24 protein-coding genes, 1 tRNA gene and 1 riboswitch are annotated in these 25,566 nt (G+C 61.9%); of the genes, 11 read left to right on the forward strand and 14 right to left on the reverse strand.

The genetic code is table 11. The annotated features are described in order from the left end of the window. Positions 1 to 89 precede the first annotated feature (89 nt). From ACT3TS_RS10540 to ACT3TS_RS10555, 4 genes are all read right to left on the reverse strand, one after another. Positions 90 to 1,016: an AEC family transporter gene (locus ACT3TS_RS10540; RefSeq protein WP_444531463.1), complete on the reverse strand. Its 927-nt coding sequence runs from the start codon at positions 1,014 to 1,016 to the stop codon at positions 90 to 92. 122 nt (positions 1,017 to 1,138) lie between these two features. Continuing rightward, positions 1,139 to 1,642: a hypothetical protein gene (locus tag ACT3TS_RS10545; RefSeq protein ID WP_444531464.1), complete on the reverse strand. Its 504-nt coding sequence runs from the start codon at positions 1,640 to 1,642 to the stop codon at positions 1,139 to 1,141. Positions 1,643 to 1,735: 93 nt separating this feature from the next. Continuing rightward, on the reverse strand, positions 1,736 to 2,152 hold the full coding sequence (gene panD, locus ACT3TS_RS10550; protein WP_444531465.1) for an aspartate 1-decarboxylase: 417 nt from the start codon (positions 2,150 to 2,152) through the stop codon (positions 1,736 to 1,738). An 85-nt stretch (positions 2,153 to 2,237) separates the two neighbouring features. Further along, positions 2,238 to 3,098, reverse strand: a complete 861-nt coding sequence (locus ACT3TS_RS10555; protein ID WP_444531524.1) for a LysR substrate-binding domain-containing protein — start codon at positions 3,096 to 3,098, stop codon at positions 2,238 to 2,240. Between the two features lie 166 nt (positions 3,099 to 3,264). Between ACT3TS_RS10555 and ACT3TS_RS10560 the strand changes: the two genes are divergently transcribed. Further along, the gene (locus ACT3TS_RS10560; RefSeq protein ID WP_444531525.1) at positions 3,265 to 4,575 is read left to right on the forward strand and encodes an MFS transporter; all 1,311 of its coding nucleotides are present in this window, start codon (positions 3,265 to 3,267) and stop codon (positions 4,573 to 4,575) included. On the opposite strand, the gene ACT3TS_RS10565 is transcribed toward ACT3TS_RS10560, so the two are convergent. The 4 genes from ACT3TS_RS10565 to ACT3TS_RS10580 all read right to left on the reverse strand — a co-directional run bounded on the left by ACT3TS_RS10565 (position 4,553) and on the right by ACT3TS_RS10580 (position 7,492). Further along, a complete protein-coding gene (locus tag ACT3TS_RS10565) occupies positions 4,553 to 5,005 on the reverse strand; it encodes a very short patch repair endonuclease (protein ID WP_444531466.1) in 453 nt (150 codons plus the stop codon). The genes ACT3TS_RS10560 and ACT3TS_RS10565 overlap by 23 nt on opposite strands. A 107-nt stretch (positions 5,006 to 5,112) precedes the next feature. Next, positions 5,113 to 6,276: a N(5)-(carboxyethyl)ornithine synthase gene (locus tag ACT3TS_RS10570; protein WP_444531467.1), complete on the reverse strand. Its 1,164-nt coding sequence runs from the start codon at positions 6,274 to 6,276 to the stop codon at positions 5,113 to 5,115. After that, positions 6,273 to 6,407 (reverse strand): hypothetical protein, encoded by a 135-nt coding sequence (locus ACT3TS_RS10575; RefSeq protein ID WP_444531468.1) that lies wholly within the window; start codon positions 6,405 to 6,407, stop codon positions 6,273 to 6,275. The genes ACT3TS_RS10570 and ACT3TS_RS10575 overlap by 4 nt, the downstream gene beginning before the upstream one ends. A 344-nt stretch (positions 6,408 to 6,751) precedes the next feature. Then, positions 6,752 to 7,492: a hypothetical protein gene (locus tag ACT3TS_RS10580; RefSeq protein ID WP_444531469.1), complete on the reverse strand. Its 741-nt coding sequence runs from the start codon at positions 7,490 to 7,492 to the stop codon at positions 6,752 to 6,754. Here ACT3TS_RS10580 and ACT3TS_RS10585 point away from each other — a divergent pair. Next, the gene (locus tag ACT3TS_RS10585) at positions 7,470 to 9,356 is read left to right on the forward strand and encodes a L,D-transpeptidase family protein (RefSeq protein WP_444531470.1); all 1,887 of its coding nucleotides are present in this window, start codon (positions 7,470 to 7,472) and stop codon (positions 9,354 to 9,356) included. The genes ACT3TS_RS10580 and ACT3TS_RS10585 overlap by 23 nt on opposite strands. A 120-nt stretch (positions 9,357 to 9,476) precedes the next feature. Here ACT3TS_RS10585 and ACT3TS_RS10590 read toward each other — a convergent pair. The 4 genes from ACT3TS_RS10590 to ACT3TS_RS10605 form a co-directional block, all read right to left on the reverse strand. Further along, positions 9,477 to 9,547: transfer RNA gene (locus ACT3TS_RS10590), tRNA-Gly, on the reverse strand. Positions 9,548 to 9,717: 170 nt separating this feature from the next. Continuing rightward, positions 9,718 to 10,068 carry an SHOCT domain-containing protein gene (locus ACT3TS_RS10595; RefSeq protein ID WP_444531471.1) on the reverse strand — a complete coding sequence of 117 codons (351 nt, stop codon included), beginning with the start codon at positions 10,066 to 10,068 and terminating at the stop codon, positions 9,718 to 9,720. A gap of 182 nt (positions 10,069 to 10,250) precedes the next feature. Further along, a complete protein-coding gene (locus tag ACT3TS_RS10600) occupies positions 10,251 to 11,429 on the reverse strand; it encodes a cation:proton antiporter (RefSeq protein ID WP_444531472.1) in 1,179 nt (392 codons plus the stop codon). Positions 11,430 to 11,434: 5 nt separating this feature from the next. Then, on the reverse strand, positions 11,435 to 11,920 hold the full coding sequence (locus ACT3TS_RS10605) for a cation:proton antiporter regulatory subunit (RefSeq protein ID WP_444531473.1): 486 nt from the start codon (positions 11,918 to 11,920) through the stop codon (positions 11,435 to 11,437). A 156-nt stretch (positions 11,921 to 12,076) separates the two neighbouring features. Between ACT3TS_RS10605 and dcd the strand changes: the two genes are divergently transcribed. Beyond that, entirely contained in the window at positions 12,077 to 12,652 is a 576-nt protein-coding gene (dcd, locus tag ACT3TS_RS10610; protein ID WP_444531474.1) for a dCTP deaminase, read from the forward strand. 134 nt (positions 12,653 to 12,786) lie between these two features. On the opposite strand, the gene ACT3TS_RS10615 is transcribed toward dcd, so the two are convergent. After that, positions 12,787 to 14,112, reverse strand: coding sequence for an MFS transporter (locus ACT3TS_RS10615; protein WP_444531475.1), 1,326 nt, complete (start codon positions 14,110 to 14,112; stop codon positions 12,787 to 12,789). Between the two features lie 233 nt (positions 14,113 to 14,345). On the opposite strand from ACT3TS_RS10615, the gene ACT3TS_RS10620 reads away from it, so the two are divergent. Genes ACT3TS_RS10620 through mnhG form a run of 6 tightly spaced genes read left to right on the forward strand, consistent with a single transcriptional unit; the run spans position 14,346 to position 20,757 of the window. Next, positions 14,346 to 17,321 carry a Na+/H+ antiporter subunit A gene (locus tag ACT3TS_RS10620; RefSeq protein ID WP_444531476.1) on the forward strand — a complete coding sequence of 992 codons (2,976 nt, stop codon included), beginning with the start codon at positions 14,346 to 14,348 and terminating at the stop codon, positions 17,319 to 17,321. Next, a complete protein-coding gene (locus ACT3TS_RS10625) occupies positions 17,318 to 17,857 on the forward strand; it encodes a Na(+)/H(+) antiporter subunit C (RefSeq protein WP_444531477.1) in 540 nt (179 codons plus the stop codon). The genes ACT3TS_RS10620 and ACT3TS_RS10625 overlap by 4 nt, the downstream gene beginning before the upstream one ends. Continuing rightward, positions 17,854 to 19,482, forward strand: a complete 1,629-nt coding sequence (locus ACT3TS_RS10630; RefSeq protein ID WP_444531478.1) for a Na+/H+ antiporter subunit D — start codon at positions 17,854 to 17,856, stop codon at positions 19,480 to 19,482. Before ACT3TS_RS10625 ends, ACT3TS_RS10630 begins: the two co-directional genes overlap by 4 nt. 11 nt (positions 19,483 to 19,493) lie before the next feature. Continuing rightward, positions 19,494 to 20,132: a Na+/H+ antiporter subunit E gene (locus ACT3TS_RS10635; RefSeq protein WP_444531479.1), complete on the forward strand. Its 639-nt coding sequence runs from the start codon at positions 19,494 to 19,496 to the stop codon at positions 20,130 to 20,132. Further along, positions 20,132 to 20,398, forward strand: a complete 267-nt coding sequence (locus ACT3TS_RS10640; RefSeq protein WP_444531480.1) for a monovalent cation/H+ antiporter complex subunit F — start codon at positions 20,132 to 20,134, stop codon at positions 20,396 to 20,398. Before ACT3TS_RS10635 ends, ACT3TS_RS10640 begins: the two co-directional genes overlap by 1 nt. Beyond that, positions 20,395 to 20,757 carry a monovalent cation/H(+) antiporter subunit G gene (gene mnhG, locus ACT3TS_RS10645; RefSeq protein ID WP_444531481.1) on the forward strand — a complete coding sequence of 121 codons (363 nt, stop codon included), beginning with the start codon at positions 20,395 to 20,397 and terminating at the stop codon, positions 20,755 to 20,757. The genes ACT3TS_RS10640 and mnhG overlap by 4 nt, the downstream gene beginning before the upstream one ends. 105 nt (positions 20,758 to 20,862) lie before the next feature. Here the strand turns inward: mnhG and ACT3TS_RS10650 are convergent, their stop codons facing one another. After that, positions 20,863 to 21,123 (reverse strand): DUF4235 domain-containing protein, encoded by a 261-nt coding sequence (locus tag ACT3TS_RS10650; protein WP_444531482.1) that lies wholly within the window; start codon positions 21,121 to 21,123, stop codon positions 20,863 to 20,865. Positions 21,124 to 21,392: 269 nt separating this feature from the next. Here ACT3TS_RS10650 and ACT3TS_RS10655 point away from each other — a divergent pair, with 269 nt between their 5' ends. Both ACT3TS_RS10655 and ACT3TS_RS10660 read left to right on the forward strand, forming a co-directional pair. Next, positions 21,393 to 24,581, forward strand: a complete 3,189-nt coding sequence (locus ACT3TS_RS10655) for a beta-N-acetylglucosaminidase domain-containing protein (RefSeq protein ID WP_444531483.1) — start codon at positions 21,393 to 21,395, stop codon at positions 24,579 to 24,581. Between the two features lie 176 nt (positions 24,582 to 24,757). Continuing rightward, positions 24,758 to 24,875: riboswitch (TPP riboswitch) on the forward strand. A gap of 46 nt (positions 24,876 to 24,921) precedes the next feature. Then, on the forward strand, positions 24,922 to 25,566 hold the full coding sequence (locus tag ACT3TS_RS10660) for an ECF transporter S component (protein WP_444531484.1): 645 nt from the start codon (positions 24,922 to 24,924) through the stop codon (positions 25,564 to 25,566).

Here is a 25,566-nt window from a genome sequence, read left to right on the forward strand (position 1 = left end):
CGCCTCACATTCTGAGCGCGGCAACTGCGCCGCCGCAGTCGGCAATCCAGTCGCAGGCGGCGGTCAACCGGGTTCGGGCCGCCCGGTTATCAGCCCAACAGCAACGCCACGACGAACATTGCCGGGATGGCCAGGATGGTGGTGGCCAGTACCGTGTCCTTGGCGACGGTGACGCCCACTTGGTAGCGCTGCGCCGTCACATAGACGTTTTGGGCCGTGGGCAGGGCGGCAGCAACCACGACGGCGAACAGTCCAGCCCCGCCCATGCCGAGGACAAAGTGCCCCAACAGGAACGCAACGATCGGGTGCAGGACCAGCTTGAATCCGGTGGCCAGCAGAATGTCGCTGCGCCGCCCGTCGGCTGCCGACAAGGGCTTGGTGGTTCCCAAAGACATGCCGAACGCGATCAAGATGGCGGGAATGGCTGCGCCGGCAATGAGGTGCAGCGGCTCGGCCACGAGGTTGGGCAGCTCCCAGCCCGTTGCCGCCAAGACCAGGCCCACTGCCGTTCCAAGGATCATGGGGTTGCTGGCGATTTGCAGCAAAACCCGCCCCGGAGTTGCCCGGCGGCCGCTGGTGAGGCTGTCCAGCAGCAACAGATAGCAGGGTGTGTAAAAGGCCAGCTGAAAGACCAGCACGGGAGCAATCAAGGCCGCGTCGCCCAGGACGTAGGCGGCAATTGGGATGCCGAGGTTTGCCGCATTGGCCGTTGACGAGGACATGGCGGACAGCAGCGATTCGGCCAACGTCCGCTTCAGCCAGAATTTGATGATCAGCAGGAACACGCCGCCGGTGAACACGGCGCTCACGGCGGCCACCAAAAGAGGTGCGGAAAATACTGTTTGCAAGTCCGCCCTGGCGAGGGTTTCCACGAGCAGTGCCGGGCTGGCCACAAAGAATGACAGGCGGCTCAGCACCAACGGTGCATTGTCACCGAGCACTTTTTTCCGGCCGACAAACCAGCCGACCAGGATCACGATCCAGACGACGGAAAAGCCCTCGACGACAGCTAGCATGGGGGTCTTGGGGTGGAATTAGTCAATGTTGGCACTCCATCAGCTTAAACAGAAAACTTAGTTTTCCGGCAATGGCGTCCACGCCCATGACGTGCAAATGCCGGCAGCTGCGGAAAACTCGTTTAGGCGGCTGTGGCGAGGAAGTGTTCAACGATCCGCCACCAGTGCTGCTGTGACAGTTCGGCCTGTGCGCGGTTGAGATCGAACCACTCGCCGGGAACCGCAGGTTCGGCGTTGCCCAGGATCAAGTGGACGGGAATGTGGGCCCGTGGTGAAGGATATTCATAGTTCGCATCCGGGCGGGGGACTACATTTCGGACGAATCCCATGCAACGGGTCGCCAGATCGGCGTGTCCAAATATTTCCCGCATGAGCTGCGACTTGCCGTCTTGTGAGGATTCCCCGGCATGATCCGCCCACACGTATCGAGTGGGCAGATTTGCCCCTTTCGGCGAGGGCACGCAGAAGAACTCCCATGCGGCGGCAGACTTCCGTCGAACGATGAGCAGCCTGGTCACAATGACAGGCTCGTCCACCTGGCAGTCATGCCCCACCCAGGTTTCCGCCGAGCTGCCCTCTGGCAGCCAAGGGGCCGGAGTTGTTGTCAGCAGGAGGGCATCTGTCATTCGTCCATGGTACGAGAGCCACGGTACGAGAGGGCCACGCTGCGAGAACGAAACCCCATCGGTGCCCCGAGTCTGACTGACTGGGGGAGGGTCCTAGCGGCTTTGGGCCATGGCCGGGCGCAACAAGCCCTCGGTGACGGCCTCGGCCGGGTCGGTGCCCAGGTGCACGATCTTGTTCTGTGCGTCCACATGAACCACGGAGGGTACAAAGTCGAGCGCCTCGGCCGTGGTCATCTGGGCGTAGGTCATTAAAATAACGAGGTCGCCGACCCCGACCAGATGTGCGGCCGCGCCATTGATGCCGATGACGCCCGAGCCGCGCTCGCCAGCAATCGTGTAGGTTTCAAGGCGGGCGCCGTTGGTGATGTCCACAATCGAGACAAGCTCGCCGGGCAAAATGTCGGCGGCGTCCAGCAGATCCGCGTCCACTGTCACCGAGCCAACGTAGTGCAGATCGGCGTGGGTGACTGTTGCGCGGTGAATCTTGGATTTAAATATTGTTCGGATCATAACGGGTCAAGTCTACCGCGCGCAGGCAGTCGTAAACTGTGAGCTGCCTTACGGCTGGAACTGCCGCGTGCAGTACCGCCTGGAGCTACCGTCTGCTCAGGGGAGTGAGCTTGCGGCCCATGATCGCCCGGGTGAGGGCGTCGACAACCTCGGTGCTCGCCAGCGGGTTGCGGATCAACGTGAAGTCCACGTCCCCCACTGACGGGAGGTCAAAGCGTTTCGTGATGATCTTCAGGTCTTCCGGCACCAGCGACGTCGGCATGACGGCAATCCCAATGCCCGCCCGCAACGCTGCCAAAACCCCGCTGATTTGTTTCGTCGTGCAGGTGACGCGCCACGTCCGGCCTGCATCCTCCAAGGCATCCAGGGCAAGCTGGCGGCTCAGGCTCGGTGCCGGGTAAACAATCACCGGAACCGGCGCCTCTGGATCAAGCACCGTCTCCTCCAGTCCCACCCACGCAAAGGTGTCCTGCTTGACGACCTCACCTTCCTGCGTGCCCGACACCCACTTCACGAACACCAGGTCCAGCGCCCCCGCCTTCAACCGGCGGTGCAGCTGGTCGCTTTGGCTGACTGTCAGCTCCAGGTTGATCTGTGGGTACAGCTGACGGAATTCACGCAAGATCCGGGGCAGCCCCGTGATCGCAAGGTCATCGGCCGTGCCAAAACGCAGCCGGCCCCGCATGGCGGCGCCGGAAAAATATCGGGTGGCCACGTCATTGGCGGCCAGGATGGTCCGGGCGAAACCTGCCATCGCATCACCATTGTCAGTCAGGCGCACGTCGCGGGTGTCGCGGGTGACGAGGACCCGGCCGGCTGCCTGCTCCAGCTTGCGCACATGCTGGCTGACTGTGGGCTGGCTGATGCCGAGGCGCTCGGCGGCCCGGGTGAAATTGCGGGTTTCAGCAAGTGCCACGAAGCTCTTGAGCTGAATGGGGTCAAAAATGGGTGCATCCGACATGGCTGAGCCCCTTCGCGTCATTGCAAACCTCAATAGTACTTATAAGCACCATACCCTTTCGTCATATATCGGTGCAGCCTAGGCTTGAAAAGGTAAACACATCCGCCCTTCGAGTCCCAGGACCAAAGCGTTGACGCCCCCACCAGCACCGATGAATGCTGCCCTGACCGCCCCCATCAATCTAGTGACAACACGCCCGCCGTGGAGTCAGACCTTTTCCTCACTGAAGATCCGCAACTACCGCATTTTCGCCTCGGCCAACCTCCTTGCCGTCATTGCGGTGTGGATGCAGCGGGTTGCGCAGGACTGGATGGTGCTTGAGCTCTCAGGTTCCGTGACCGCCGTCGGAATTACAGTGTTTATGCAGTTCATCCCCTCCCTTGTCCTCATGCCGCTTGGCGGAATTCTTGCCGACAGGTATTCCAAGCGCCTGATCCTGATGATCAGCCAGGGCGCCGCCGGTGCGCTGGCGGCCGTCATGGCCGTGCTGGCGCTGACGGGGCATCTGCAGGTGTGGCACATTTACGTCATCGCCTTCGTCCTTGGCTTGGTTGTGGTGGCCGACCAGCCCGCACGCCAGGTGTTTGTCAACGAACTTGTGGGCCCGGCACAGCTGCGCAACGCCATCAGCCTGAACTCCTCCATTTTCCAAATGGGCGGCATGATCGGCCCGGCTGTCAGCGGTGTGCTGATCATGGCCGTTGGCGGCGGCTGGGCTTTCGCCACCAACGCCCTGGCCTGCACTGTCACCGTGCTTTCGCTGCTGTTGATCCGCAGCAGTGAGCTGGTGCGGATGCCGCCGGTCAAACGTGGCAAGGGCCAGCTCATGGAGGGGGTCCGGTACGCCTTGGGCAAGCCAACCATTTACTGGCCCGCGGCCATGGCTGCCGTTTTCGCCGTGTTTGGCCTGAGCCTGGCCGTATTAATGGCCGCCTATGCCAACAACGTGTTCGACGTCGGTGCCGGAGGCTACGGCCTGCTGAACACTCTCGTTGCGCTCGGCGCCCTGTGTGGTGCGATTGCCTCCACCCGCATTGCCACCTTGCGGCTGCGCGGGGCCATGGCGGCCGCCGGCTCCTATGGGGTTGTGCTGCTCATTGCCTCACGGGCACCCAACATGCTCACCTTTGGTGCCGTCATGGTGGTTGCCGGATTCGCCTCGCTGTTGTTTCTCACGAGCGCCAACCAGCTGGTGCAAATGTCGACAAACGTGTTGATCCGCGGACGCGTCATGAGTTTGTACATCATGGTCCTCATCGGCGGCCAGGCACTGGGCGGGCCACTCATGGGCTGGTTGGCCGAAAACTGGGGCGTGCAGTGGGCCATGGTGGTTGCCGGCGGGATGCCGGTGCTGGCTGCCATGGTGTTTGGTCTGGCCTTGGCCAGGCGCGGCCAGCTGGCACTGCGCTTGAATCTGCGCAGCCTCAGCAGGCCCGTGTTCATCGTGTCGAAGACCGGCTGAGCTGCTGCCGGCCGCTGCCGGGCGGGCCCAGAAAATTGTGAAGTGCCGCCGCCACGGCAGCGAGGTCCCGCAGTTCACACTCCCAGACCGTGAACGTGGTCCAGCCACGGCCTGCCAAACCGGCCAGTGCCTGGCTGTCCCGTTCAACAGTCCTTGTTCGCTTGGCTTCCCAAAAGTCGGCATTCGTGGCCGGTTTGTGTGTGCCGTTGGGGCAGTTGTGTGAATGCCAGAAGCAGCCGTTGACAAAAATGGCCTGGCGCCGGCCGCGAAAAACGAGGTCGGGCGTGCCGGGCAGGTCCGATGCGTGCAGCCGGTACCTGTAGCCCTCGGCGAACAACAGCCGCCGGACAAGCATTTCCGGTTTTGTGTCCTTGCTGCGAATGCGTGACATGACACGGTGGCGTTGCGCCTTGGTGAGTGAATCAACCATGCGCCCATGCTACGCGCGGGCCCTCTGCAGGCGGCAAGGCTGAGGCAAACCCGACAGGCCCCGCCACGAGTGGCGGGGCCTGCCTGGCAGCTCAGGCGGCCCGGTGCTTACGCATCATCCAGCGGCAGGTGCGGGTAGCTTTCCTGACGCTGCTGGAACTCCAGGATGGCCGGGTTGACGATGACGCCGTCGGATATTTCAACAGCGCGCCGGATGGTGTCATATTCGGACCAGACGCTTGGGCCCGCCAGCACCGGCTCGATGAACGGCATCAAGGCCTCGCTGATCTCCCAGGTGGAGGAATTCCACAAGTAGCTGGGGCTGTGATCCACCGCGTAGTAGTTGATGTGCTCCCCGACGGTGAACATGGGATCGACGAAGGTTGTGTTGCGGGCCCAGCTGAACCCCATGCCCTCGTCGCAGGAAACGTCAACAATCAGGCTGCCGGGCCGGAACGCGTCCAGATCCGATTCCGTCAGGTACGTCATGGGCGCGTTGGGATCCTGCAGGGTGCAGTTGACGACGATGTCGGCTCCGGCCAGGAACTCGCTCAACGGCACGTCACCGTCTTCCCCCATGACGAATCCGGCGTACGGCGCGTCCGGTTCAAAATCGAACTGCACCATCTCGACCGAATGGATTGGTGCGGCCACGGCTGCCACGTTGCGGCTTGTCAGTACCTGTATGTCGTAGATGCCCAGTGCCTTCAAGGCCGTCACAGCGCCGCGGGCGGTTGCACCAAAACCAATGACGACGGCGCTCATCCGGCGTCCATAGTCACCGGTTGAACCGATGAGTGCCAGCGAGTGCATGACCGAGCAGTAGCCGGCGAGCTCGTTGTTCTTGTGGAATACGTGCAGCCCAAAACCGCCGTCGGAGGCCCAGTGGTTCATGACCTCAAAGGCGATCAACGTCAGCTTCTTGTCGATGGCCAGCTGGGTGATGGCGCGGTCCTGGACACAGTGCGGCCAGCCCCAGAGGACTTGGCCGTCTTTCAGCTCGGCCAAGTCAGCGGCCTGCGGCTTCGGCAAAAGCACGACGTCGGACTGCTCAATTACCTGTGCGCGGGGGGCGACCGCGCCCACCAGGGTGGCCAGGACGTCGTCGGACATGCCAAAACGGCTCCCGTAGCCTTCTTCAACGACCATGCGGGCAAGGATTTCGGGTTCGATGCGGGCAAAATGCTCCGGGTGGATGGGTGCGCGCCGTTCGTCGGGCTTGCGCGATTGTCCCAGGACCCCGAGGCGCAGCCCGGTTGTGGCGGCGCTCATTTCTTCTTTGCGGGCACGGGTTTGTCCGCAACCGATGCTGCGGTGTCACCGGCCCGCTTGTCGGCGCGCTTTTCCTTGATTGACTTGCTTGACTTCTTCGACGCAGTTTGTCGTGGTGATTTGTCGCCCATGTCAGCTCCCTAACGATGGGGCCACAGTGGCCCCGTAGCCTGACCCTACACTCAATGACGTTGCCCCCGGTACGATTGCGGCAGGCAGCTGACCCCTGATTTGAGCCCGTAATTCCTTTCAGGTCCGCAAAAAATGGTTCACGCCCGGCCCGTTTTGGGGCTCTTGAAGCTGATAGCATGTCGCTCACTTCATCAATATTGCCCATGCAATTTGACTGTTGGGGGCGCACGTGAAAGCGAACTGGATAATTGTGCCGGCGGCGGCTGTGCTGGCCTTGTCGGGGTGCACATCGGCAGGCGACGGCCCGGTGGAAACGGCGGGGGAGAGCCCGCCGACGTCAACCTCAGTGGAATCCGGCACGTTGCGCGCTGACACACCAACCGCTGACACGCCAACCGAGGCTCCGCCACCATCGGCCACGCCCAGCAACGCTGCTGCAAACGAGGACTTGGTGGACGTCAAATGTACAAAGGACAGTGATGGCTCCTGGTCCTTTGAAGGAGCCCTCAAGAATCCCAGCACCAGCCCGAAAACCTACACGGTGGCCATAGCGGTCACCGTTGGAACCGCCGTCAAGGGCCATGCGCTGCTTACCCAGGAAGTCCAGGCGGACAGTGTTCAACACGTTGCCGCCCCGGACTTTGCAGTGGCAAACGATGCTGGCGCAGTTTGCGAACCAGTCACTTCGGTCGGGGGTTGAGTTCATGAAGAAACAAATCTTTGCCAGCGCACTCATGGTGACGTTGCTCGGGGTGTTCTTTACTGCTCCGCCTTCCGGTGCCGCTGAAACGACTCCCGTCGTTGAACCGGCAGATGCGGTTTCTTCGCCACCTTCTTCACCGCCCTCTTCAACAACGATGCCAGCCACTTCCCAGCCAGCAGCCCCGGCCACTTCTTCGCCGGCACCAAATGTGTCCCAGCCGTCCACTGCCCCGGAAACAACTGTGCCGGAAACTGCTGCCCCGGTGACAGCTGCCCCGGGAGGTTCTGCGGAGCCCGCTGAACCTGTCCCGACACCCGTGGCATCTGAACCGGCAGCTCCGGTTCCGTCAGCCGTTCCGGTGACAAAGGCACCTTTTGTCACTGCCGAACCCACTGTTCCCGCCGCACCTGCTTCTTCCAAGCCGGCGGACCCGAAGCCTCTCGTGGCTCCGGAAACCAAAAGCGCGGAAGCGTCCGCAGCAATTGCAGTCACCGGTGTTTTTAAGACTCGGTGGAACTCGCTGGGCGGTGCCAAGGGGGCGCTTGGTGCACCACGGGCCAAGCAGGTCTCCAATTCTGTCTACTCCTATCAGGAGTTCACCGGCGGATTCATTTTTAACTCGTCCAAATACGGGGTTCACCACATCGTCAAGTCCAGCGCCATTGGGCAGCTCTGGTATGCCGGGGGAAAAACTGCCTCCGCCGGATTCGGGTATGCGATTTCAGAGAACATCTCCTCGGCAGACGGAACGTACCAGAAATTCTCAAACAGCAAATGGATCTTCACCACAAAATTCTCGGTGAAGCTCAATGGCGCGGTCGGCAGCAAGTGGGTTTCCAAGGGTGGCATCAAGGCCATGGGTGCACCAGTCGGTGCAGAGGTTTGTGGGACGCGGGACGGTGGTTGCTACCAAGTATTCAGGAAGGGCACCATCTTTTGGTCCGCCAGGTCCGGTTCGCACGTCTCGCACGGTGGAATTCTCAGCCGTTACAAGGCCAATGGCGCCTTGGGCGGCCGCTACGGATATCCCACCGGCGCGGAAACGTGTGGGCTTGTTCAAAATGGTTGCTACCAAAACTTTCAAAACGGTCTGATTTTGTGGAGTCCTTCCACTGGGGCACATGGAGTTCTGGCAGGTGCCATTCGAACCCACTACGGCCGGACAGGCACCGCCAATGGATTTCTGGTGTACCCAACCAGTGAAGAAATTTGCGGGCAGCGGGGATCAGGTTGTTACCAGAACTATAAAGGGGGGACCGCGTACTGGTCCCCGGCGTCTGGCACCAGCTCGATCCACAAGGGGAAACTCTCTGATGGCTATGCTCGCCGCGGAGGCATCAGCGGAAGTCTGGGCTACCCCATGGCGCAGCAGGTCTGCGGCCAACCCAACGGCGGCTGCTACCAGGTATTCCAGGGTGGCCGTCTCTGGGCCAGCTACGGCCACCCCCGTGCTTATAAGACGTCGGGCGGCATCAGTGTCAGCTACACGGCAAAGGGCGGTCCGCGCAGTTTCCTTGGGTACCCCATATCGGATGAGAAGTGCTCCGGCGGACAGTGTGCCCAGACCTTTGTGGGCGGCTATGTTGGCTGGGGTTGGGGCGCTCAGGGTTATTACCACATGTCAGAATGCCAGAATCTTAACAACGGCAAGTCCCGGTACGGGGCCGGTGGATCCAAGCATGTGCTGCTGACGTTTACCCAGACGTATCGGCAGTCATACGCCACCAATACTTATTGTAAGAACGTCGCAGGAACATACGTAACGGAATGGCGCACTGACGGGTACGTGGGGGCTGCAGGATTCAAGGGTCCGGGGGAGGCCTCCGGTCCCACCCGCAACTTGTTCTCGCCTGCGGGCTCGTTTACGGTATCCGAGGCATTTGGCCTGAGCAATCCCGGCACTGCGCTTCCATATCGCACCTTGAACCCGCGGTCGCGATGGGGAGGCAACCCGTACACGTCCACCTACAACAAGTACTTTGAGTCCGATTCCTGGGTGGGGTACGACGAGAACATGTGGTATTTCGCAACACGGGCGGCCCACGACTACGAGCAGGGAGTGGTCATCGACTACAACCGTCCGAATATTGTCCAGGACGCCGGGTTTGCCATCTTCCTGCACCAGAACAAGGTTCCCACGGCGGGGTGCATCTCACTGGATAACTGGGCGGTGGTTGACTACATCAGGAAGTCCGTGCCCGGTGACAGGGTGATCATGGGCGTCAAGTCGGCCATTTTCAGATAGGTCATTTGGCACCCCAAAAGGAAACGCCCCGGTTGGAAGACCGGGGCGTTTCCTTTGTCCCACTTCAAGCGGAACGATATCCATGGACGCAGTTGGAACCACGTCGGGACATCACATGCGAGCGGGCGACGGGAATCGAACCCGCGTATCGAGCTTGGGAAGCTAGCGCTCTACCATTGAGCTACGCCCGCATTGGAATGCCTGCAGCAAGCTGCTGCAAATGTTCCGCTATTGATTGTAGCCCGAGCCCGAGGGTGTTTGTGACCATGTGACATGTCTGGGTCCGCACCGCATTGCACTGATCCCAGGCAACGGCAGCGCGGGGCCCGAAGATCGAAAGGGATGAAGCAGGACGCAGGCGTCAGCCAATAATGGAGGCTTTTACTGCAGCGAACTCGGCGTCATTGAGGGCGCCCGATGCATGCAGGGCGGCAAGGCGCTCGAGTTTGCTGAGCAAGTCCTCAGCCGGAGCAGTGGCAACCGGAGCGGCTGCCACGGGTGCGGTGGCGACCGGGCCGGCCTCGGGAACGGGGAGCATCTGGGCCTGCTGGGCAAGCATCTGTTGCTCAGCGGCTTGTTGTGCCGCGGCATGCTGATTCGCGGATTTGACATTGACAGCATTGCTGGCAGCCGTTGCCGTGCCCGCAATGACAGCGGTGCGGGCAGCAGTTCCCAAAAGGGATGGACGTCGATTGCGTCTGCCAAAAACCATGGTGTGCTCCTTGAATAAGTGCTGTCCAGGCAAGCGGACCGCCGGTGCTTCCATCATACGGCGGCACCGGAAAGCGCACAGCAAAAAGCACAAAGAACGAACGTAAGAAAAAGCGCCAACGTTCGTGCCGCCGTCGTACTTCTGCAATGGCAACATCCGCGAAGGTAGCAGCCCCGCACCGGCTAGATGGCGGGTTCTGGTTTCTTGCCTTGGAGCAGCCGCACCAGCGGCTCCACATAACGCGCGGCGACGGGGCCGCTGACGGCCATGATGAGCACATATGTGGTGGCCAGGGCTGCCAATTCGCCCGGGACTGCCCCGGAGGCCACCGCCAGCCCTGCGATGACGATGGAGAATTCGCCGCGGGCAATCAAGGCGGCACCGGCGCGGGCACGCCCGGGCACCCCGATGCCCTGTTGCCTGGCCGCCCACCACCCGGTTGCCACCTTGGTGAGGGTTGTGACAAGGGCAAGCAGGAGAGCCACGCCGAGCACGGGCGGGATGCTGCGGGGATCGGTGTTGAGGCCGAACAGCACGAAGAACATGGCGGCAAAAAGGTCGCGCAGGGGTTCCAGGACACGCGTGGCGTTCTCTGCCGTGCCGCCCGAAATGGCGATGCCCAACAGGAACGCGCCGACAGCCGCCGAGACCTGCAGTGCCGAGGCGACCCCGGCCACCAGCAGTGCGGCGCCGAGCAGTTTGAGCAGGAACGACTCCCTGTCGGGGCTGTCCAAAACGTTGGAGACCATGTGCCCGTAGCGAAGCGCACCCAGCAGCACCAGGGTGATGACGGCCAGGGAAATTCCGACGGCGGTCAGCCCGCCCAGAAACGACACCCCGGCCAAAACGGCGGTGAGGATGGGCAGATAGGCTGCCATGGCCAGGTCCTCAATCACCAGGATGGCCAAAATGACGGGGGTTTCACGGTTACCGAGCCGGCCAAGGTCGGCAAGGACCTTGGCGATGATGCCGGACGAGGAACTGTAGGTGATGCCTGCCATGACGAGCGCGCCCACGGGCCCCCAGCCCAGGATCAATGCCACGGCCACGCCCGGGAGCATGTTGAGCACCAGGTCGAGCAGGCCCGCCATCCACGACTGCTTCAAGCCGGTGACAAGTTCCTTGGCCGTATATTCCAAACCAAGCATGAGCAGGAGCAGGATGACGCCAATTTCGCTGGCTATGTGCGCGAAGTCGTCGATGCCGCCAAGGTTGACAAGGCCGCCTTGGCCAAAGGCCAGGCCGCCTAAAAGATAAAGCGGCACCGGGGACATGCCAATTCGTCCCGCCAAACGACCCAAAAACCCGAGCCCGAAAAAGACGATGCCGAGCTGGATGAGGGAGAGGGTCGTTGGATCCACTATGGCTACAATCGTGACTGCAAAATGAGTGCGGCTTCCGCCAGCCCATCGTCAGTGCCCACGATGACAACCATGTCGCCGGTGAGCAGGATTTCGTCGGGGCGCGGCGAACCAATCACATCGCCGTCGCGCAGCAAGGCCACAATGGAGGCGCCGGTGCGGGTGCGCATCTGGGTGTCGCCCAGGGTGCGACCGGCATAGGCGGAGCCCTTGCGGATCATGATTTGGTGCGTGCTGACGCCGGAAACGTCTTCCTGCTCCGCGCTGAGCTGGGCAATGAGCTGGGCCGAACCCAACAAAGTTCCCAAAGCTGCGGCCTCTTCGGCGCTGAGCGGAATGGACGCGGCACACGCATCCGGGTCATCGACCCGCGACAGGATCAACTCGGTGTGGCCGTCACGGTGGGTCACAACACCAACGCGCCTTCCAGTGGCAAGGCGCAGTTCCCTGCGCACACCAATGCCTGGAAGAGCGGTCTCTTCAATGTTCATGGTCCCCACTTTAGCTGTGCAATGAGCTGTCTGCTTCTGTACTCAACGCCTGGAAGGGCAAAAATAATCCCGAATCTGCCCGAAAGTTGCGGGCCGGGACCGCACACGGAGACTGGGCTGGAGTTCTTGTACAGGCAAGTGCGCTATTTTTAGAGGGTGCTGATCTCTGACCGCGACATACGTGCCGAAATTGAAGCCAAGCGCATTGTCTTGGACCCCTATGACCCTGCCATGGTGCAGCCGTCCAGTGTGGATGTGCGCATCGACCGATTTTTCCGGCTTTTCGACAACCACCGCTACGCCCACATCGACCCGGCCGAGGAGCAGCCTGACCTGACCCGCATGGTCGAGGTCGATCCGGACGAGCCGTTCATCCTGCACCCGGGCGAATTTGCGCTGAGTTCAACCTATGAAACCGTGACGCTGCCCGACAACGTCGCCGCACGCCTTGAGGGCAAGTCGTCCCTGGGCCGGCTGGGCCTGCTCACGCACTCAACGGCAGGGTTCATCGACCCGGGATTCTCCGGCCACATCACCTTGGAGCTTTCCAATGTGGCAACGCTGCCGATCAAACTGTGGCCCGGCATGAAGATCGGCCAGCTGTGCTTCTTCCAGCTGTCCTCCCCGGCCGAAAACCCCTACGGAACCGGCCCCTACCAGAACCGCTACCAGGGCCAGCGCGGTCCCACGGCGTCGAAGTCCTTCCAGAATTTCCACCGCACCAAGATCTAACTCTTGGTGGGCCCACAGCCGCGAGGGACCCGCTGCGAGCTTGCGAGCGGTGGGAGCGGATGGGGAACGACGGCGGGCCGTCACCTTCGGATGGAAGGTGACGGCCCGCCGTCGAACGTTAAGGCTTTGCATGGTTAGGCGTTGACGCCGTGCGGCGGGGCCTTGACGGGCAAGAGCAGCAGCAGTCCCACCAGCAGGACCACCAGGATGCCGATGATCCCCCAGCGCTGGGCGCCAAAGATCAAGATTGAGTAGCCAAACAGCTGCGGGGCCAGGAACGACACGGCACGGCCGGTGGTGGCGTACAGGCCGAACAATTCGCCTTCCTGCCCCTCGGGTGCCAGCCGTCCCATGAACGTGCGGGCCGATGACTGGGCGGGGCCCACGAACAAGCACAGGATCAGCCCAAAGACCCAGAATGCGTTTTTGCCGTCCAGGAAGAGCAGGGCGCCGCCGGAGACGAGCAGGCCAAGCAGGGATGTGACGATGACGGCCTTGGGGCCAAATTTGTCGTCGAAGAAGCCGGCCGAGAGCGCCCCGACAGCGGCCACAACATTGCCGGCAATGGCGAAGATGAGCACATCGCCGGTCTTGAAGCCGAAGGAACCAACAGCCAGGACGGCGCCAAAAGTGAAGATCGCGGCCAGGCCGTCGCGGAAGATCGCACTGGAAATCAGGAAGTACACGGTGTGCCGATCGGCCTTCCACAGCAGCCTGATGGTCCAGTACAGCTCCTTGTAAGACTGGAAGAACCCCACTTTTGGCATGTCCGGATCGGGCTTGGTTTCGGGGATGGCAAACAAGACCGGAATGGAGAACACCAGGATCCACAGCGCGGAGAACGGGGCCACGACCCGGTAGGTCATGCCGTCGGCGCTCGTAATGCCGAAGACGCCGACTTCGGGTTTGATCAGCGCGAAGTAAACAATGACCAGGGCCACGATGCCGCCAAGGTAGCCGGCGGCCCAGCCGAACCCGCTGATCTTGCCAATGGTCTTTTTGGTGGAGATCTGCAGCAGCATGGCGTTGTAGTTCACGCCGGCGATCTCAAAGAAGACGTGGCCGGCGGCGATCAGCATGCAGCCAAAGAGCAGGTATGACTCGTGTGGCTGGACAAAGAAGCAGGCAGCCGTCAGCACCACAACCACGAGCGTGTTGACGCCCAGCCACAGCTTCCGCCGTCCGCTGTGGTCGGTCCGCTGGCCGGCCACCGGGGCCAGCAACGCGATGGCAAATCCGGAGATGGACATGGCAAAGGCAAGTGTTGCCGTGGCCACGTCGGCGCCACCAAATTTGTCGCCCGTCAGGTACAGCGCCGTGAAGATGAAGGTGGTCATGACGGCGTTGAACGCCGCACCGCCCCAATCCCATAACGACCAGGCAACAATTTGCCATGTTGTCCCGGGCGATTCGGCCTTGGTGGCGGGCGGGGAGGCGGCCGCTGGAGGGAACTCAGTCATACGGCACATGCTAGCGGCAGCAACCGTCCCAAGGGCCCAAGCCGGTTGAACTTTAAGTGGCGGCGGCGTGTCCAGCTGGCAACTTCACTGCCCTTTCGGTGCCCATTCACTGCCCGCTCGCTGCCCGAAAACGGCATTTGCAGGTGCCCCGGGTTGGTAGGGTGGAGGGGTCGGGAACCGACTTTTTCCCCCGTGATTCGCTCATTTTAAGCCCGAAACATGTGGAGTCTTTAGTGTTGTTTGTCCTTTGTGCGCACTTCATTGTTGCCATTATCGCGCCTATTTTGTTTTCCAGATGGGGCCGCTCGGCGTTTTATGTTCTCGCCGCTGTCCCCGGAATCAGCTTTATTTGGCTGGTGGCGCAATACAAAAATGTGTATTCGGACACACTTCCCAGCCCGGCCTTGGACATCCCCTGGGTGCCGGTTCTTGACCTGAATCTTTCCTTCCGCATGGATCAGCTGTCCTGGCTGCTGTGCCTGCTGGTGCTTGGCGTCGGGGCGCTGGTGCTGGCTTACTGCGCCAGGTACTTCAAGGCGAACGACGCCGGACTGGGCGGCTTTGGTGCCCAGCTGCTGGCCTTCGCGGGGGCCATGTTTGGCCTGGTAACGGCCGACAACCTGATTCTGTTGTTTATTTTTTGGGAATTGACGACAGTCCTTTCCTACCTGTTGATCGGGTATGCCCGGACCCGCATCGCCGCCAGGCGCGCAGCCCTGCAGGCGTTGATCGTCACCACCTTTGGCGGTCTCGCCATGCTGGTGGGCTTGATCATGGTGGGCGAAAGTGCCGGCACATACAGCATCTCCGGGGTGTTGGCGAAGGCGCCGGAGCTCATGGCCGCTGCGGGCGGGCCGCGGATGGTGCTGGACATTGGCATCGCCTTGATGTTGGTTGGCGCCGTCACCAAGTCGGCATTGCTGCCTTTCCATTTCTGGCTCCCCGGCGCCATGGCCGCCCCAACCCCCGTCAGCGCCTACCTCCACGCTGCGGCCATGGTGAAGGCCGGCATCTACCTGATAGCCCGCCTGGCGCCCGGGTTTTCCGACACCGAATACTGGCAGGCCATGATTGTGGTCCTGGGTCTGGGCACCATGCTGCTGGGCGGTTGGCGGGCACTGCGCCAATTCGACCTCAAGCTCATTCTCGCCTACGGGACAGTCAGCCAGCTCGGCTTTATCACCCTGGTAGTTGGTTTGGGCAGCAGTGAAGCTGCCCTGGCGGGCATGGCCATGGTGCTCGCCCACGGGTTGTTCAAGGCGTCGTTGTTCCTGGTCGTGGGTATTATTGACCACCAAAGCGGCACCCGTGACATCCGGGAACTGTCGGGTGTCTTCAGGTCCGCCCCGAAATTGGGCATTGTTGCCCTTATTGGTGCCGCATCCATGGCCGGGCTGCCGCCACTGGCCGGCTTCGTCGCCAAGGAAGGCATTTTCCAGGCCTTCATCGCCTCGGCCGTTCACGGCCCTGCCGGACCCGTTGTCGGGTGGATCGTCCTGGCGGGCATGGTCATCGGCTCGATCCTGACCTTTGCCTACAGCGCCCGGTTCATGTGGGGCGGTTTCGCCACCAAGGCCAAGGGCATGTCCACCGTGTTCAAGCCGATCGGCTGGCCGTTCCTGGCGGCGCCGGCACTGCTGAGCGCGCTGACGCTGGCGTACGGGTTGTTCCCGCATCTGGTTGACACGTGGGTGCAGCCATACAGCGAACAATTCCCCGCATATGATCCCTCCGGCATGCATCTGCTGCTGTGGCATGGCTTCACGCCCGCACTGGGGCTCAGCGCCGTCGTGGTCGCCTGCGGCATTGGCTTGTTCCTGCTGCGGACAAAACTGGAGGCGCTGCAGGCCAAGGTTCCTGCCATGATGGACTTTGAACGCGCCTACAGGCAGTCGATCGTGGTGCTGGACATCGTGGCCATCTGGATCACCGGCCGCACCCAGCGCGGCTCCTTGTTCTTCTACCTTGCGGTCATTTTGAGCACCACGCTTGCTTCCGTGCTGGCAGTGTTGTTCCTGACGGATCAAAACTGGACCGAAGCCATCTACCTGGTGGACCCGGGCTCGCCCTTCCAAATGATTGCCGGCGCCGGCATTGTCATCGGCGCCATCGCCGCGGCCAGGGCCAGCAAGCGCTTCATGGCCGTGCTCATGGTCTCCGTCACCGGATACGGCATCGCCTTGATCTTTGCGCTGCAGGGGGCCCCGGACCTTGCCCTGACCCAGATGCTGGTCGAAACGATTGTCCTCGTGGCCTTCGTGCTGGCCATGCGCTCCCTGCCGGCAAGCCTGCTGGAGCGGAAAGCAGGCAGCCACCGGGGAGTGCGGCTGATCATTGCCATCGCCTTCGGCGCCATCATGGTGGTGGTGGCTGTTGTGGCAATGGGCTCGCGCATCCATGACCCCGTCAGCCTAAGTATGCCGAAGCTGGCATACGAAGGCGGTGGCGGCCTCAATGTTGTCAACGTGACGCTGGTGGACATTCGCGCCTGGGACACCTTTGGTGAAATATCGGTGCTGGCAATGGCTGCCACCGGTGTCGCCAGCTTGATCTTTGTCCGCGGACACGGCCAGCGGCTGCCACGTGCCGAGACTGTGGAATCCGGCAGCATTGGCAAGCTGCACTTGGACGGCTTCCAGCCAACCCTTCAAGTTGCCAAGAGGTTTGCCACCTCGGCCAGCAACCCCTGGCTGGTGGCCGGGCGCACACTGGCCCCGGAACGGCGCTCCATCATTATTGAGGTGGTGACAAGGCTGGTCTTCCACAGCATCATCATCATTTCCATCTATCTCCTGCTCGCAGGCCACAACGGCACGGGCGGTGGTTTTGCCGGGGGACTGGTGGCAGGTTTGGCCCTGACCATCCGGTACCTGGCAGGGGGCCGCTTTGAACTGGCCGAGGCCACCCGGATCTCCGCAGGAACGCTGCTGGGCCTGGGGCTCGCGATGGCCACCCTCACCGGACTCATGCCGTTGTTCCTTGGTGGAGAGGTCTTCCAAAGCGCAATCATTGCCTTTGACCTTCCCATCTTCGGGCACGTGAAATTCGTGACGTCCACACTCTTCGACATCGGCGTCTACCTTGTGGTGGTTGGTCTCGTCATTGATGTGCTGCGCAGCCTGGGCTCAGAGATCGACACACACGAAGAGGCCGGGATGGCTGGCATTGAATTGTTCGAGGACGACGAGCCGATGGAGACCGTGCGATGAGCGTGAACCTCACCCTGCTGCTCGTCATGGGTGTGCTGTATGCGGTTGGAATCTACCTACTGCTTGAACGCAGCCTGACGCGGGTCCTGCTGGGCTTGATGCTGCTGACCAACGCCACGAACCTGCTCCTGCTGACAACCGGCGGCTATGCCGGACTCGCGCCGATCTTCAACAAGGACATTCCGCCGGGGGAATTCAATGATCCGTTGCCGCAGGCTTTCATCCTGACGTCCATCGTGATCTCCTTCGCGGTGACAGCGTTCATGCTCAGCTTGATTTACCGCTCCTGGCTGCTGAGCCGGGCCGACCACATCCAGGTGGACCGGGAAGATATCCGCGTTGCCAAGCAGGCCGTGTACGACGACGAGGAAGACTCCGAGATTGCCATTGAAGTTTCCGACTTCCACGAGAACAACCAGTCACCGGAGAAGCGCGAAACCATCCCGGGGATTGGACCCAGAAAAGTCGTGCCGGCCCATGAAGCGTCGGGACCCGAAACAGTGCACCCTGTGACGCCGCGGAAGGACAAGGAATGAATGTTGCCAGCATGGCTCCGCTCGCGGTAGTACTGCCCTTCCTTGGTGCAGCCCTGGCGTTTGTCTTAATCAAGCACCCGCGCGCCCAGCGCCGCGTCAGCCTGGGGACCATCAGCATCACGTTGCTGTTGGAGGTATGGCTGCTGGCCAGTGTCTGGAACACCGGCCCAATCGCCGTTCAGTTGGGTGGCTGGGCGCCACCCTTCGGCATTGTCATGGTTGCCGACCAATTTGCGGCCTTGCTCCTGGTGATTTCCTCGGCCGTGAGCCTGGCAGTTCTTGCCTATGCGTCAGGGCAGGGCGCTGCCGACGGCGAAGAGGACGGCCCGGTTTCCGTTTTCCACCCCACGTACCTGATCTTGATGGCGGGTGTCTCCAACGCCTTCCTGGCCGGGGACCTGTTCAACCTGTATGTGGGTTTCGAAATCCTGCTCACCGCCAGTTATGTGCTGATGACCCTTGGCGGCACCGGCTCACGAGTGCGCGCCGGCATCACGTATGTGGTTGTCAGCGTCGTCTCGTCCATGCTGTTCCTGGTGGCCATCGCCATGGTCTACGGCGCGACCGGAACGGTCACCCTGGCCGATCTGGCGGTGAAGCTCGGCGAGCTGGACCCCGGCACCCAACAGCTTTTGCATGTGCTCCTGCTCGTGGCCTTTGGCATCAAGGCGGCAGTCTTCCCGCTGTCCTTCTGGCTCCCCGACTCCTACCCCACCGCGCCGGCACCGGTGACGGCAGTTTTTGCCGGGTTGCTGACGAAGGTGGGTGTCTACGCCATCATCCGCACGGAGACGCTGCTGTTCCCCTCGGACGACTTCAACTCCGTGCTGCTCATCGCGGCACTGCTCACCATGGTGGTGGGCATCCTTGGGGCTGTGGCCCAGACCGACATCAAGCGCATGCTCTCCTTCACCCTGGTAAGCCACATCGGGTACATGATTTTCGGCGTCGCGCTTTCATCGGTGATTGGCCTGGCCGCCACGATTTTTTACGTCATCCACCACATCACCATCCAAACAAGTCTGTTCATGGTGACCGGGCTGATTGAGCGCCGTGGCGGAACCTCGTCCATCAGCCGGCTCGGCGGGCTGGCGAAACTTTCACCCGTCCTGGCCGTGCTGTATTTCATCCCTGCCATGAATCTCTCCGGCATCCCGCCGTTCTCCGGGTTCCTGGGCAAGTTGGGGCTGTTGCAGGCCGGCGTCGCCGACGGTTCGCCGCTGGCGTACACGCTCGTCGTCGGCGGTGTGGTGGCAAGCCTGCTCACACTGCTGGTGATGGCCAGAGTGTGGAACCGGGTGTTCTGGCGCAGTACGGCCGACGCCGAAGATCCAGAGCCCGTGCTGCTCGCCACCGCCCCGGATGCCTCTGGCGAGCCGAGCATGCGGGCGCTGCGGACAAGCAAGCACGTGGACGCAGCGGAGGGGCGTTTTTCCGGTGAGAATGAGATCCCGATCCTGCCCAAGATGATGGTGTATTCAACCATGGGACTGGTGGTGCTTGGTGTGGCCATGACAGTGTTTGCCGGACCGCTCATGGACCTGAGCCAGGAAGCAGCAACCAGCATGTTGGACCGTGTTCCGTACATTGAAGCCGTTCTGGGTGTTGGGGCGGCAAACCGATGAGCCAGTCACCGATGAGCCAGTCACCACGGACCAAACGCAGAACAAGTTTTCTGCAAAAACTGCCACTGCTTATTTGGCTGGTGCTCGTCTGGGGTTCCCTGTGGCAGGATTTCAGCCCCGGCAACCTGCTTTTTGGTGCGTTGATCGCTCTCGCGGTCTCGCATGCCTTTTACCTTCCGCCCATTGAACTCAGCGGACGTTTCAACGTTCTGCGGGCCGTGACGTTTATGCTCTGGTTCATCAAGCAGGTCACCGTTGCGAGTTTCCAGGTGTTGTACTGGTCCGTAGTGAAAGGGCCGAACATCCGCAATGCTGTCCTTGCGGTGCCGTTGCGCAGCCCGTCGGATTTCATGATGACGGCGGTTGGCCATGTGCTCTCCTTGATCCCCGGTTCACTGGTGGTTGAGGTGGACAGGGGATCGGCAACTCTTTATGTGCATGCCATGAACGCCCCCACCAAGGCGAGCGTGGAGAAAGTCCGTGCGGACGTCCAAGGATTTGAGGCCCGGTTGATCCGCATCATGGGCACCCGGGCCGAGTTGGCGGCCGTGAAGGCAGAACACGCGGGGGCGCCGATGGTGACCTACGCATCAACCTCCGCCGGTCGCACCGGGCCCGCCGACACTGCTGCCACCGGGGAGGTGCTGTGATGAATATTGTTGTCATTATTGTTGCCGGGCTGCTCACGCTCGCTTCAGCAGGGACCATTTATCGGATCGCCAAGGGTCCGTCGCTGCTTGACCGCGTGATCGCGGCCGATGTCTTGCTGGCCATCTTTGGTGCTGCGTTGGCCACGGAAATGGCAATGAACAAACACGCCGACAATTTGGCGCTGCTGGTGGTCCTGACCGTGATTGGCTTCATCGGCTCAGTCACTGTGGCCCGCTTCGTTGCGCATAAGAAGGAGGACGTATGAATGCCTTCCTGGACGTGCTCTCGGCCATCTGCCTGTTGCTGGGTGCCTCAATGAGCCTCGCCGCGGCCATTGGTCTGCTGCGCTTTCCGGATCTCATGAGCCGCATGCACGCAGCCACGAAACCGCAGGTGCTGGGCCTGCTGCTGATGCTCACAGCCATGGGGCTGCAGCTGCGTGTCTGGTCGCTCGTGCCTATTTTGCTGATTGCCTGGCTGTTCCAGCTGCTGACGGTGCCCGTGTCGGCACACATGGTGGGCAGGGCCGGCTACCGCACCAAGCACCGCCGCCCCGAGCTGCTCTCCGTGGATGAACTGGACCAGGTCGTGGCTGCTGTCATTGAGGACGACACCAAGAATTAACGCGGCACCGCACCCGTTCTGCCGTGGGCCCGGGAGCACAAGAAAGGCGCCATTCGCCGTCATTTACGACGGCGAATGGCGCCTTTGTTCGTGCGTCGTGCGGGCTCAGACCTCTTCGGGGTGCTTGTTGAAGCGGGCAATGGCCTTTTGGGTGGTGCGCTGGGCCAACGTCTGGATGAGGGCCGCCACGACGGAGGACACCAGTGCAAACGTCAGCGCCGACCGGAGGCTGTTCTCCAGATCCGCACCGTCCTTCGGTGGCTTGTTGCCGGTGCTTTTCTCCCAAGCAGTGTCCACGAGCTTGCTGGCCGCAAAACCAGCCCCGAGGCTTATCCCTGTTCCGAGCAATTTGAAGACGATGTTCATGAAGTACTCCTCAATGGTTGGCTGGGCCCGTGCGGGGCAAAAACCTTAGGGCCAGCCTAGCGCCTTCCGGCCCGGTGGCACGAGTTCCGCGGCTGCCCGGCGCATGGATCCATCGCCCGGGCGTGCCTATTGATGGGCTGTGAATACAGCACGTAACCAATTGACGTGATCCATGCCACATCAGTAGAGTTGCAGCCAATTGGCGGAAAGATGTGATCCATATCATCGGGAGCGATTCCCGCTGCTTGCAGACAATCGAGGGGAACGGCGTGAAACGTGCTTTAAGGAATGTGGCCACCGGGGCGCTAGCCCTGGCCATCATGGCTGGAGGCGGAATGGCGGCGTTGTCGCCGGCAGCACTGCCTGCAGCCCAGGCCGCCACACCGGCTGACATCCTGCCCACGCCGCAGGAAACCAGTACCGCGGGTGTTCCCGTGCCACTGACCGGGACAGTGAAGGTCGCAGTGGGTGCTGCCACGGATGCTGCCGCCAAGAACTTCCTTGGCGAGGTCATCGGCAAGGCCGGTGGAACCGCCTCCTTTGTTGAGGGTGCAGCAGCCTCCGGCGCCAGCGTTTTCCTTGGCACCACCGCGGACAACGCCGGCGTGGCTGCCGCGCTCGCCGCCGTCGGTGCCACCAGTGCCGACGCCTTGAGCGCCGACGGGTACGTCATTGCCACCGGCGACATCGACGGCGCGCCTGCCCTGATCCTGAACGGAACAGACGCCACAGGCACGTTTTATGCGGTGCAGAGCCTGAGCCAGGTCGTCGCCAACGGCGCAGCGCCCGCCATGACGGTCACGGATTGGCCGTTGATGTCCATCCGTGGTGGCATTGAAGGCTTCTACGGCATTCCCTGGTCACACCAGGCGCGACTGGACCAGCTGAAGTTCTACGGCAAACACAAAATGAACACCTACATCTACACCCCCAAGGACGACAACTACCTGCGGTCCAAATGGCGCGAGCTGTACCCGGAAGCGGAACTGGCAAACCTCAAGGAACTGGTTGATGAAGCCAACGCCAACCACGTGAATTTCACCTTTGCGCTGTCTCCCGGCAACGATGTCTGTTATTCCTCCGATGCAGACTACAACGCCACCGTGGCCAAGTTTGACCAGCTCCGCAGCATTGGCGTGAGCAGCTTCTACATTGCCTTGGATGACATCAGCCCGACGCTGAAGTGTGATGCCGACAAGGCCAAGTTCACCAGCGACGGTTTCAGGAAACTGGCTGACGGACAGGCCTTTTATCTCAATCGGCTCGTCAACGACTACGTCAAGGTGCACAAGTTGCAGCCGCTGCAGACTGTCCCCACCAATTACAACGGTTCTGCCGAAGATCCGTACAAGGACCAGTTCGGTCTGGCAACTGACGATTCCATCTTGATCCAGTGGACAGGCGAGGGTGTCTTCTCCGACACCATCACCGAAGCCTCCGTGACAAAGGCCGTGGAGTCCTACAACGCCGAGCACTTTTACATCTGGGACAATCTTCCGGTCAATGACGGCCAGCGCGGGCGCTTGTTCCTGAACCCGGTGGAAGGCCGCGACCCCAACCTTTACAAGCACATCGACGGCATCACCTCAAACCCCATGATCGAGGCCTATGCCTCCATGATCGCCCTGGCGGGGTTTGGTGATTATTCGTGGAACAGCCCGGCCTACGATGCGGCATCCACGCAGTCCGCGGTCATCTCCGAACTTGCCGGGAATGACGCTGCTGTCCGCACGTCACTTGAAACGTTTGTTGACTTGAATCAGAGCTGGAAGCCGTACCGCCCCAGCTCCAAGACCGCGCCGGCACTGACCGCCGACGTCGCCGCGTTCTGGAGTGCTTTCGACGCGGGCGATGCGGCAGGCATGCAGCCGCTGCAGGACCGCCTGACGATCATCAAAGCCGGGCCGGAGGTCCTGGCCGCCATGGACATGGCCGGGTTCTACGACGATTCCAAGCCGTGGATTGACGCGGCAGCGCACTGGGCGACTGCCATGGAGGAGCAAATCACCATGCTGGAGGCCGCCAAGGCAGGCAATGGTGTTGCGGCCACGGATGCGGCCCTTGCAGCCAACGCAGAAATGGTGCTGGCCAAGCTTCCAACCGTGCCGGACGTGGGGCCAAACAACATTGGCATCACCCCCAATGTCATCATCCCTTCCGTGGGTGACGGCCTTTTTGAAATCTTCACGGCCGCAGCACAAAAACGTTACGACGAGTGGCTGGGACTGACGCCCGTCGCCTCCTCCAACCCCTTCGCGGCCACGGCAGCATCATCGCTGACCACATACCAGAACTACGCCCCGGCACGGATGGTCGACGGCGATGCCGGCAGTCTGTGGTGGTCCAGCGCCCCTCCCGAAACCGGCTCAAGTGTCACCATTGATTTGGGGGAGATGAAAGAGGTTGGCAAGGTCTTGATCCGTCAGGCCGACTCCGACACCAGCGCCGGCGACATGTTTTACCACGCACGCGTCGAGTACTCGGCAGACGGTGCGGCGTGGACCGCTGCCGGCACCTTCGACAGCACGCCGCGGATCGAGCACAGCTTCGACAAGCCGGTCAGCGCCCGCTACATCCGCATAGTTGCTACGGCGCCGAACCCCGGTGGTCAGTGGGTGAAAATCCGCGAATTCCAGGCTCTGGAAGCAACGGAGAAGTTGAGCACCGACTTGACCGGCGCCCACGGGACCGGTGCGGAAAATGCCTTTGACGCCACTGTTTCCACCGCATTTGAAGCCGCCACGGCAGCCGTTACAGGGTCTCACCTGACCCACACCCTGGATGCGCCCGAGGCGATGAAGTCGGTGGCTGTAGTTGGCCACATCGCCGGTGACCTGCAGGTGAAGAACGACGGCGAATGGGTCACCCTGGGAGCCCTCGACCCGTCGGTGGGTTTCCAGGAAGCAGTCCTGACCCAGGAAACCATCTCCGGTGTCCGCATCCTGTTCACCCCGGCGGAAACGCGGGCCGTCGCTGTCGGCCCCATCGTGCATGAACTGGGCCTGCGCGCCACCGGACCAGTCGGCGACGGACCATACGTGGGTGAAACCATTGAACCAACACCAACACCAGCACCGACTCCCACGGAGACCGAGTCCCCGGAGCCAAGCGAAACGGCTTCGCCGGAACCGACCGCCACGGGAACTGCAGCACCCGCACCAACGGCAACTGTTGCGCCGTCGGCCACCTCAAGCGCGGGCGCCAGTGACACGCCAGCACCGGGGCCCGCAGCAACAACGGGTGACGCGGCAATGCCAGGCTCCACAGCAACAGCAACAGCAATTGCCAGTGGCAGTGCCAGTGACAGGCCCAGCGGAGCAGCCACGGTCCGGGCCGACAATAACGGCGGCTATCTCGCCAATACCGGCTTCAACGTCGGCGCAGCCGGGGTGATCGCGTTGCTCCTCATGCTCGGCGGATTGATCCTGGCCCGCCGCCGCAGGGCACGCCAGCACTAGAAACGCCCCGGCGCAGCTGCTGCAGTGCCCCGTGATCGGCGCGGGGAAAGCCGATGCACGGCATTGGGAGCATGAAGCATTGCGGGAGTCCACTTCGTCGGGTGGGCTCCCGCAAAGCTTTGTGCCGCAGAGCATTGGCCCCGGGAACGCGGCGGGGGTAAACTAAAGCCGCAATTCAAACACGACAGGGGAGCGTCCACCCGGCTTGGGTATCGGCGCTGAGAGTGCGGTTCGCCGCAGACCCTCGAACCTGCTCCGGTTAGTACCGGCGAAGGGAGTCGAGTTCTCTTCGGCTGCGCGGAAATACCGCCGCATCCGCCCCTCCTGCAAAGGAGGAATCATGAACAAATCATTCGCGGGCGAAAACGCCGCGCAACAAAACAAGCAAAACAACCCAGCGGCACGGAAAAGCACGTGGCGGGTGGTCGACATCGTTGTGGTGTCGGTCCTGGGCGTGGCCGTGGGCGTCATCTTCTGGCTGTGGTCCGCCGGATACGGCCTGATCAGCGCCTTCACCGTCGCCTTCCCACCCATCAGTGCACTGTACGGCGGAGGATGGCTGATCGCCGGCGTGCTGGGCGGACTGGTGATTCGCAAACCAGGCGCCGCACTGTACTGCGAACTGATCGCGGCCAGCGTCGAGGGGCTGCTGGGCACCCACTTTGGTTTCACCGTGCTGCTCTCAGGCCTCGTGCAGGGACTTGGTGCGGAGCTGGGCTTCGCACTCTTCCGCTACCGCAAGTTCACGCTGCCGGTGTCGCTGCTGGCGGGCGCGTTGTCCGGCCTGGCCCTGGGCCTGAACGACAACCTGGTGTACAACGTGGCTTGGGCCATTGAATGGAAAGCCGTTTACCTTGTCCTGGCCATGATCTCCGGCGCCGCCATTGCCGGCCTGGTGTCCTGGCTGGCCGTCCGCGGCCTGGCCCGGACGGGAGCCCTGGCGAACCTGCCCTCGCGAGGAGCCGCCACCGAGAGGGCGGTCTAG

Origin of the sequence: Specibacter sp. AOP5-B1-6, from assembly GCF_052376555.1 — a bacterium.
Lineage (GTDB): Bacteria > Actinomycetota > Actinomycetes > Actinomycetales > Micrococcaceae > Specibacter.

Excerpts from the sequence above, each read along its gene's own strand:
- ACT3TS_RS10625 (WP_444531477.1), top strand. The coding sequence starts at position 17,318 with ATGAGCGTGAACCTCACCCTGCTGCTCGTCATGGGTGTGCTGTATGCG.
- ACT3TS_RS10640 (WP_444531480.1), top strand. The coding sequence starts at position 20,132 with ATGAATATTGTTGTCATTATTGTTGCCGGGCTGCTCACGCTCGCTTCA.
- ACT3TS_RS10630 (WP_444531478.1), top strand. The coding sequence starts at position 17,854 with ATGAATGTTGCCAGCATGGCTCCGCTCGCGGTAGTACTGCCCTTCCTT.
- ACT3TS_RS10575 (WP_444531468.1), bottom strand. The coding sequence starts at position 6,407 with ATGGGCGACAAATCACCACGACAAACTGCGTCGAAGAAGTCAAGCAAG.
- ACT3TS_RS10615 (WP_444531475.1), bottom strand. The coding sequence starts at position 14,112 with ATGACTGAGTTCCCTCCAGCGGCCGCCTCCCCGCCCGCCACCAAGGCC.
- ACT3TS_RS10605 (WP_444531473.1), bottom strand. The coding sequence starts at position 11,920 with ATGAACATTGAAGAGACCGCTCTTCCAGGCATTGGTGTGCGCAGGGAA.
- ACT3TS_RS10560 (WP_444531525.1), top strand. The coding sequence starts at position 3,265 with ATGAATGCTGCCCTGACCGCCCCCATCAATCTAGTGACAACACGCCCG.
- ACT3TS_RS10660 (WP_444531484.1), top strand. The coding sequence starts at position 24,922 with ATGAACAAATCATTCGCGGGCGAAAACGCCGCGCAACAAAACAAGCAA.
- ACT3TS_RS10650 (WP_444531482.1), bottom strand. The coding sequence starts at position 21,123 with ATGAACATCGTCTTCAAATTGCTCGGAACAGGGATAAGCCTCGGGGCT.
- ACT3TS_RS10545 (WP_444531464.1), bottom strand. The coding sequence starts at position 1,642 with ATGACAGATGCCCTCCTGCTGACAACAACTCCGGCCCCTTGGCTGCCA.
- ACT3TS_RS10565 (WP_444531466.1), bottom strand. The coding sequence starts at position 5,005 with ATGGTTGATTCACTCACCAAGGCGCAACGCCACCGTGTCATGTCACGC.
- ACT3TS_RS10570 (WP_444531467.1), bottom strand. The coding sequence starts at position 6,276 with ATGAGCGCCGCCACAACCGGGCTGCGCCTCGGGGTCCTGGGACAATCG.
- panD (WP_444531465.1), bottom strand. The coding sequence starts at position 2,152 with ATGATCCGAACAATATTTAAATCCAAGATTCACCGCGCAACAGTCACC.
- ACT3TS_RS10635 (WP_444531479.1), top strand. The coding sequence starts at position 19,494 with ATGAGCCAGTCACCACGGACCAAACGCAGAACAAGTTTTCTGCAAAAA.
- mnhG (WP_444531481.1), top strand. The coding sequence starts at position 20,395 with ATGAATGCCTTCCTGGACGTGCTCTCGGCCATCTGCCTGTTGCTGGGT.
- ACT3TS_RS10540 (WP_444531463.1), bottom strand. The coding sequence starts at position 1,016 with ATGCTAGCTGTCGTCGAGGGCTTTTCCGTCGTCTGGATCGTGATCCTG.
- ACT3TS_RS10595 (WP_444531471.1), bottom strand. The coding sequence starts at position 10,068 with ATGGTTTTTGGCAGACGCAATCGACGTCCATCCCTTTTGGGAACTGCT.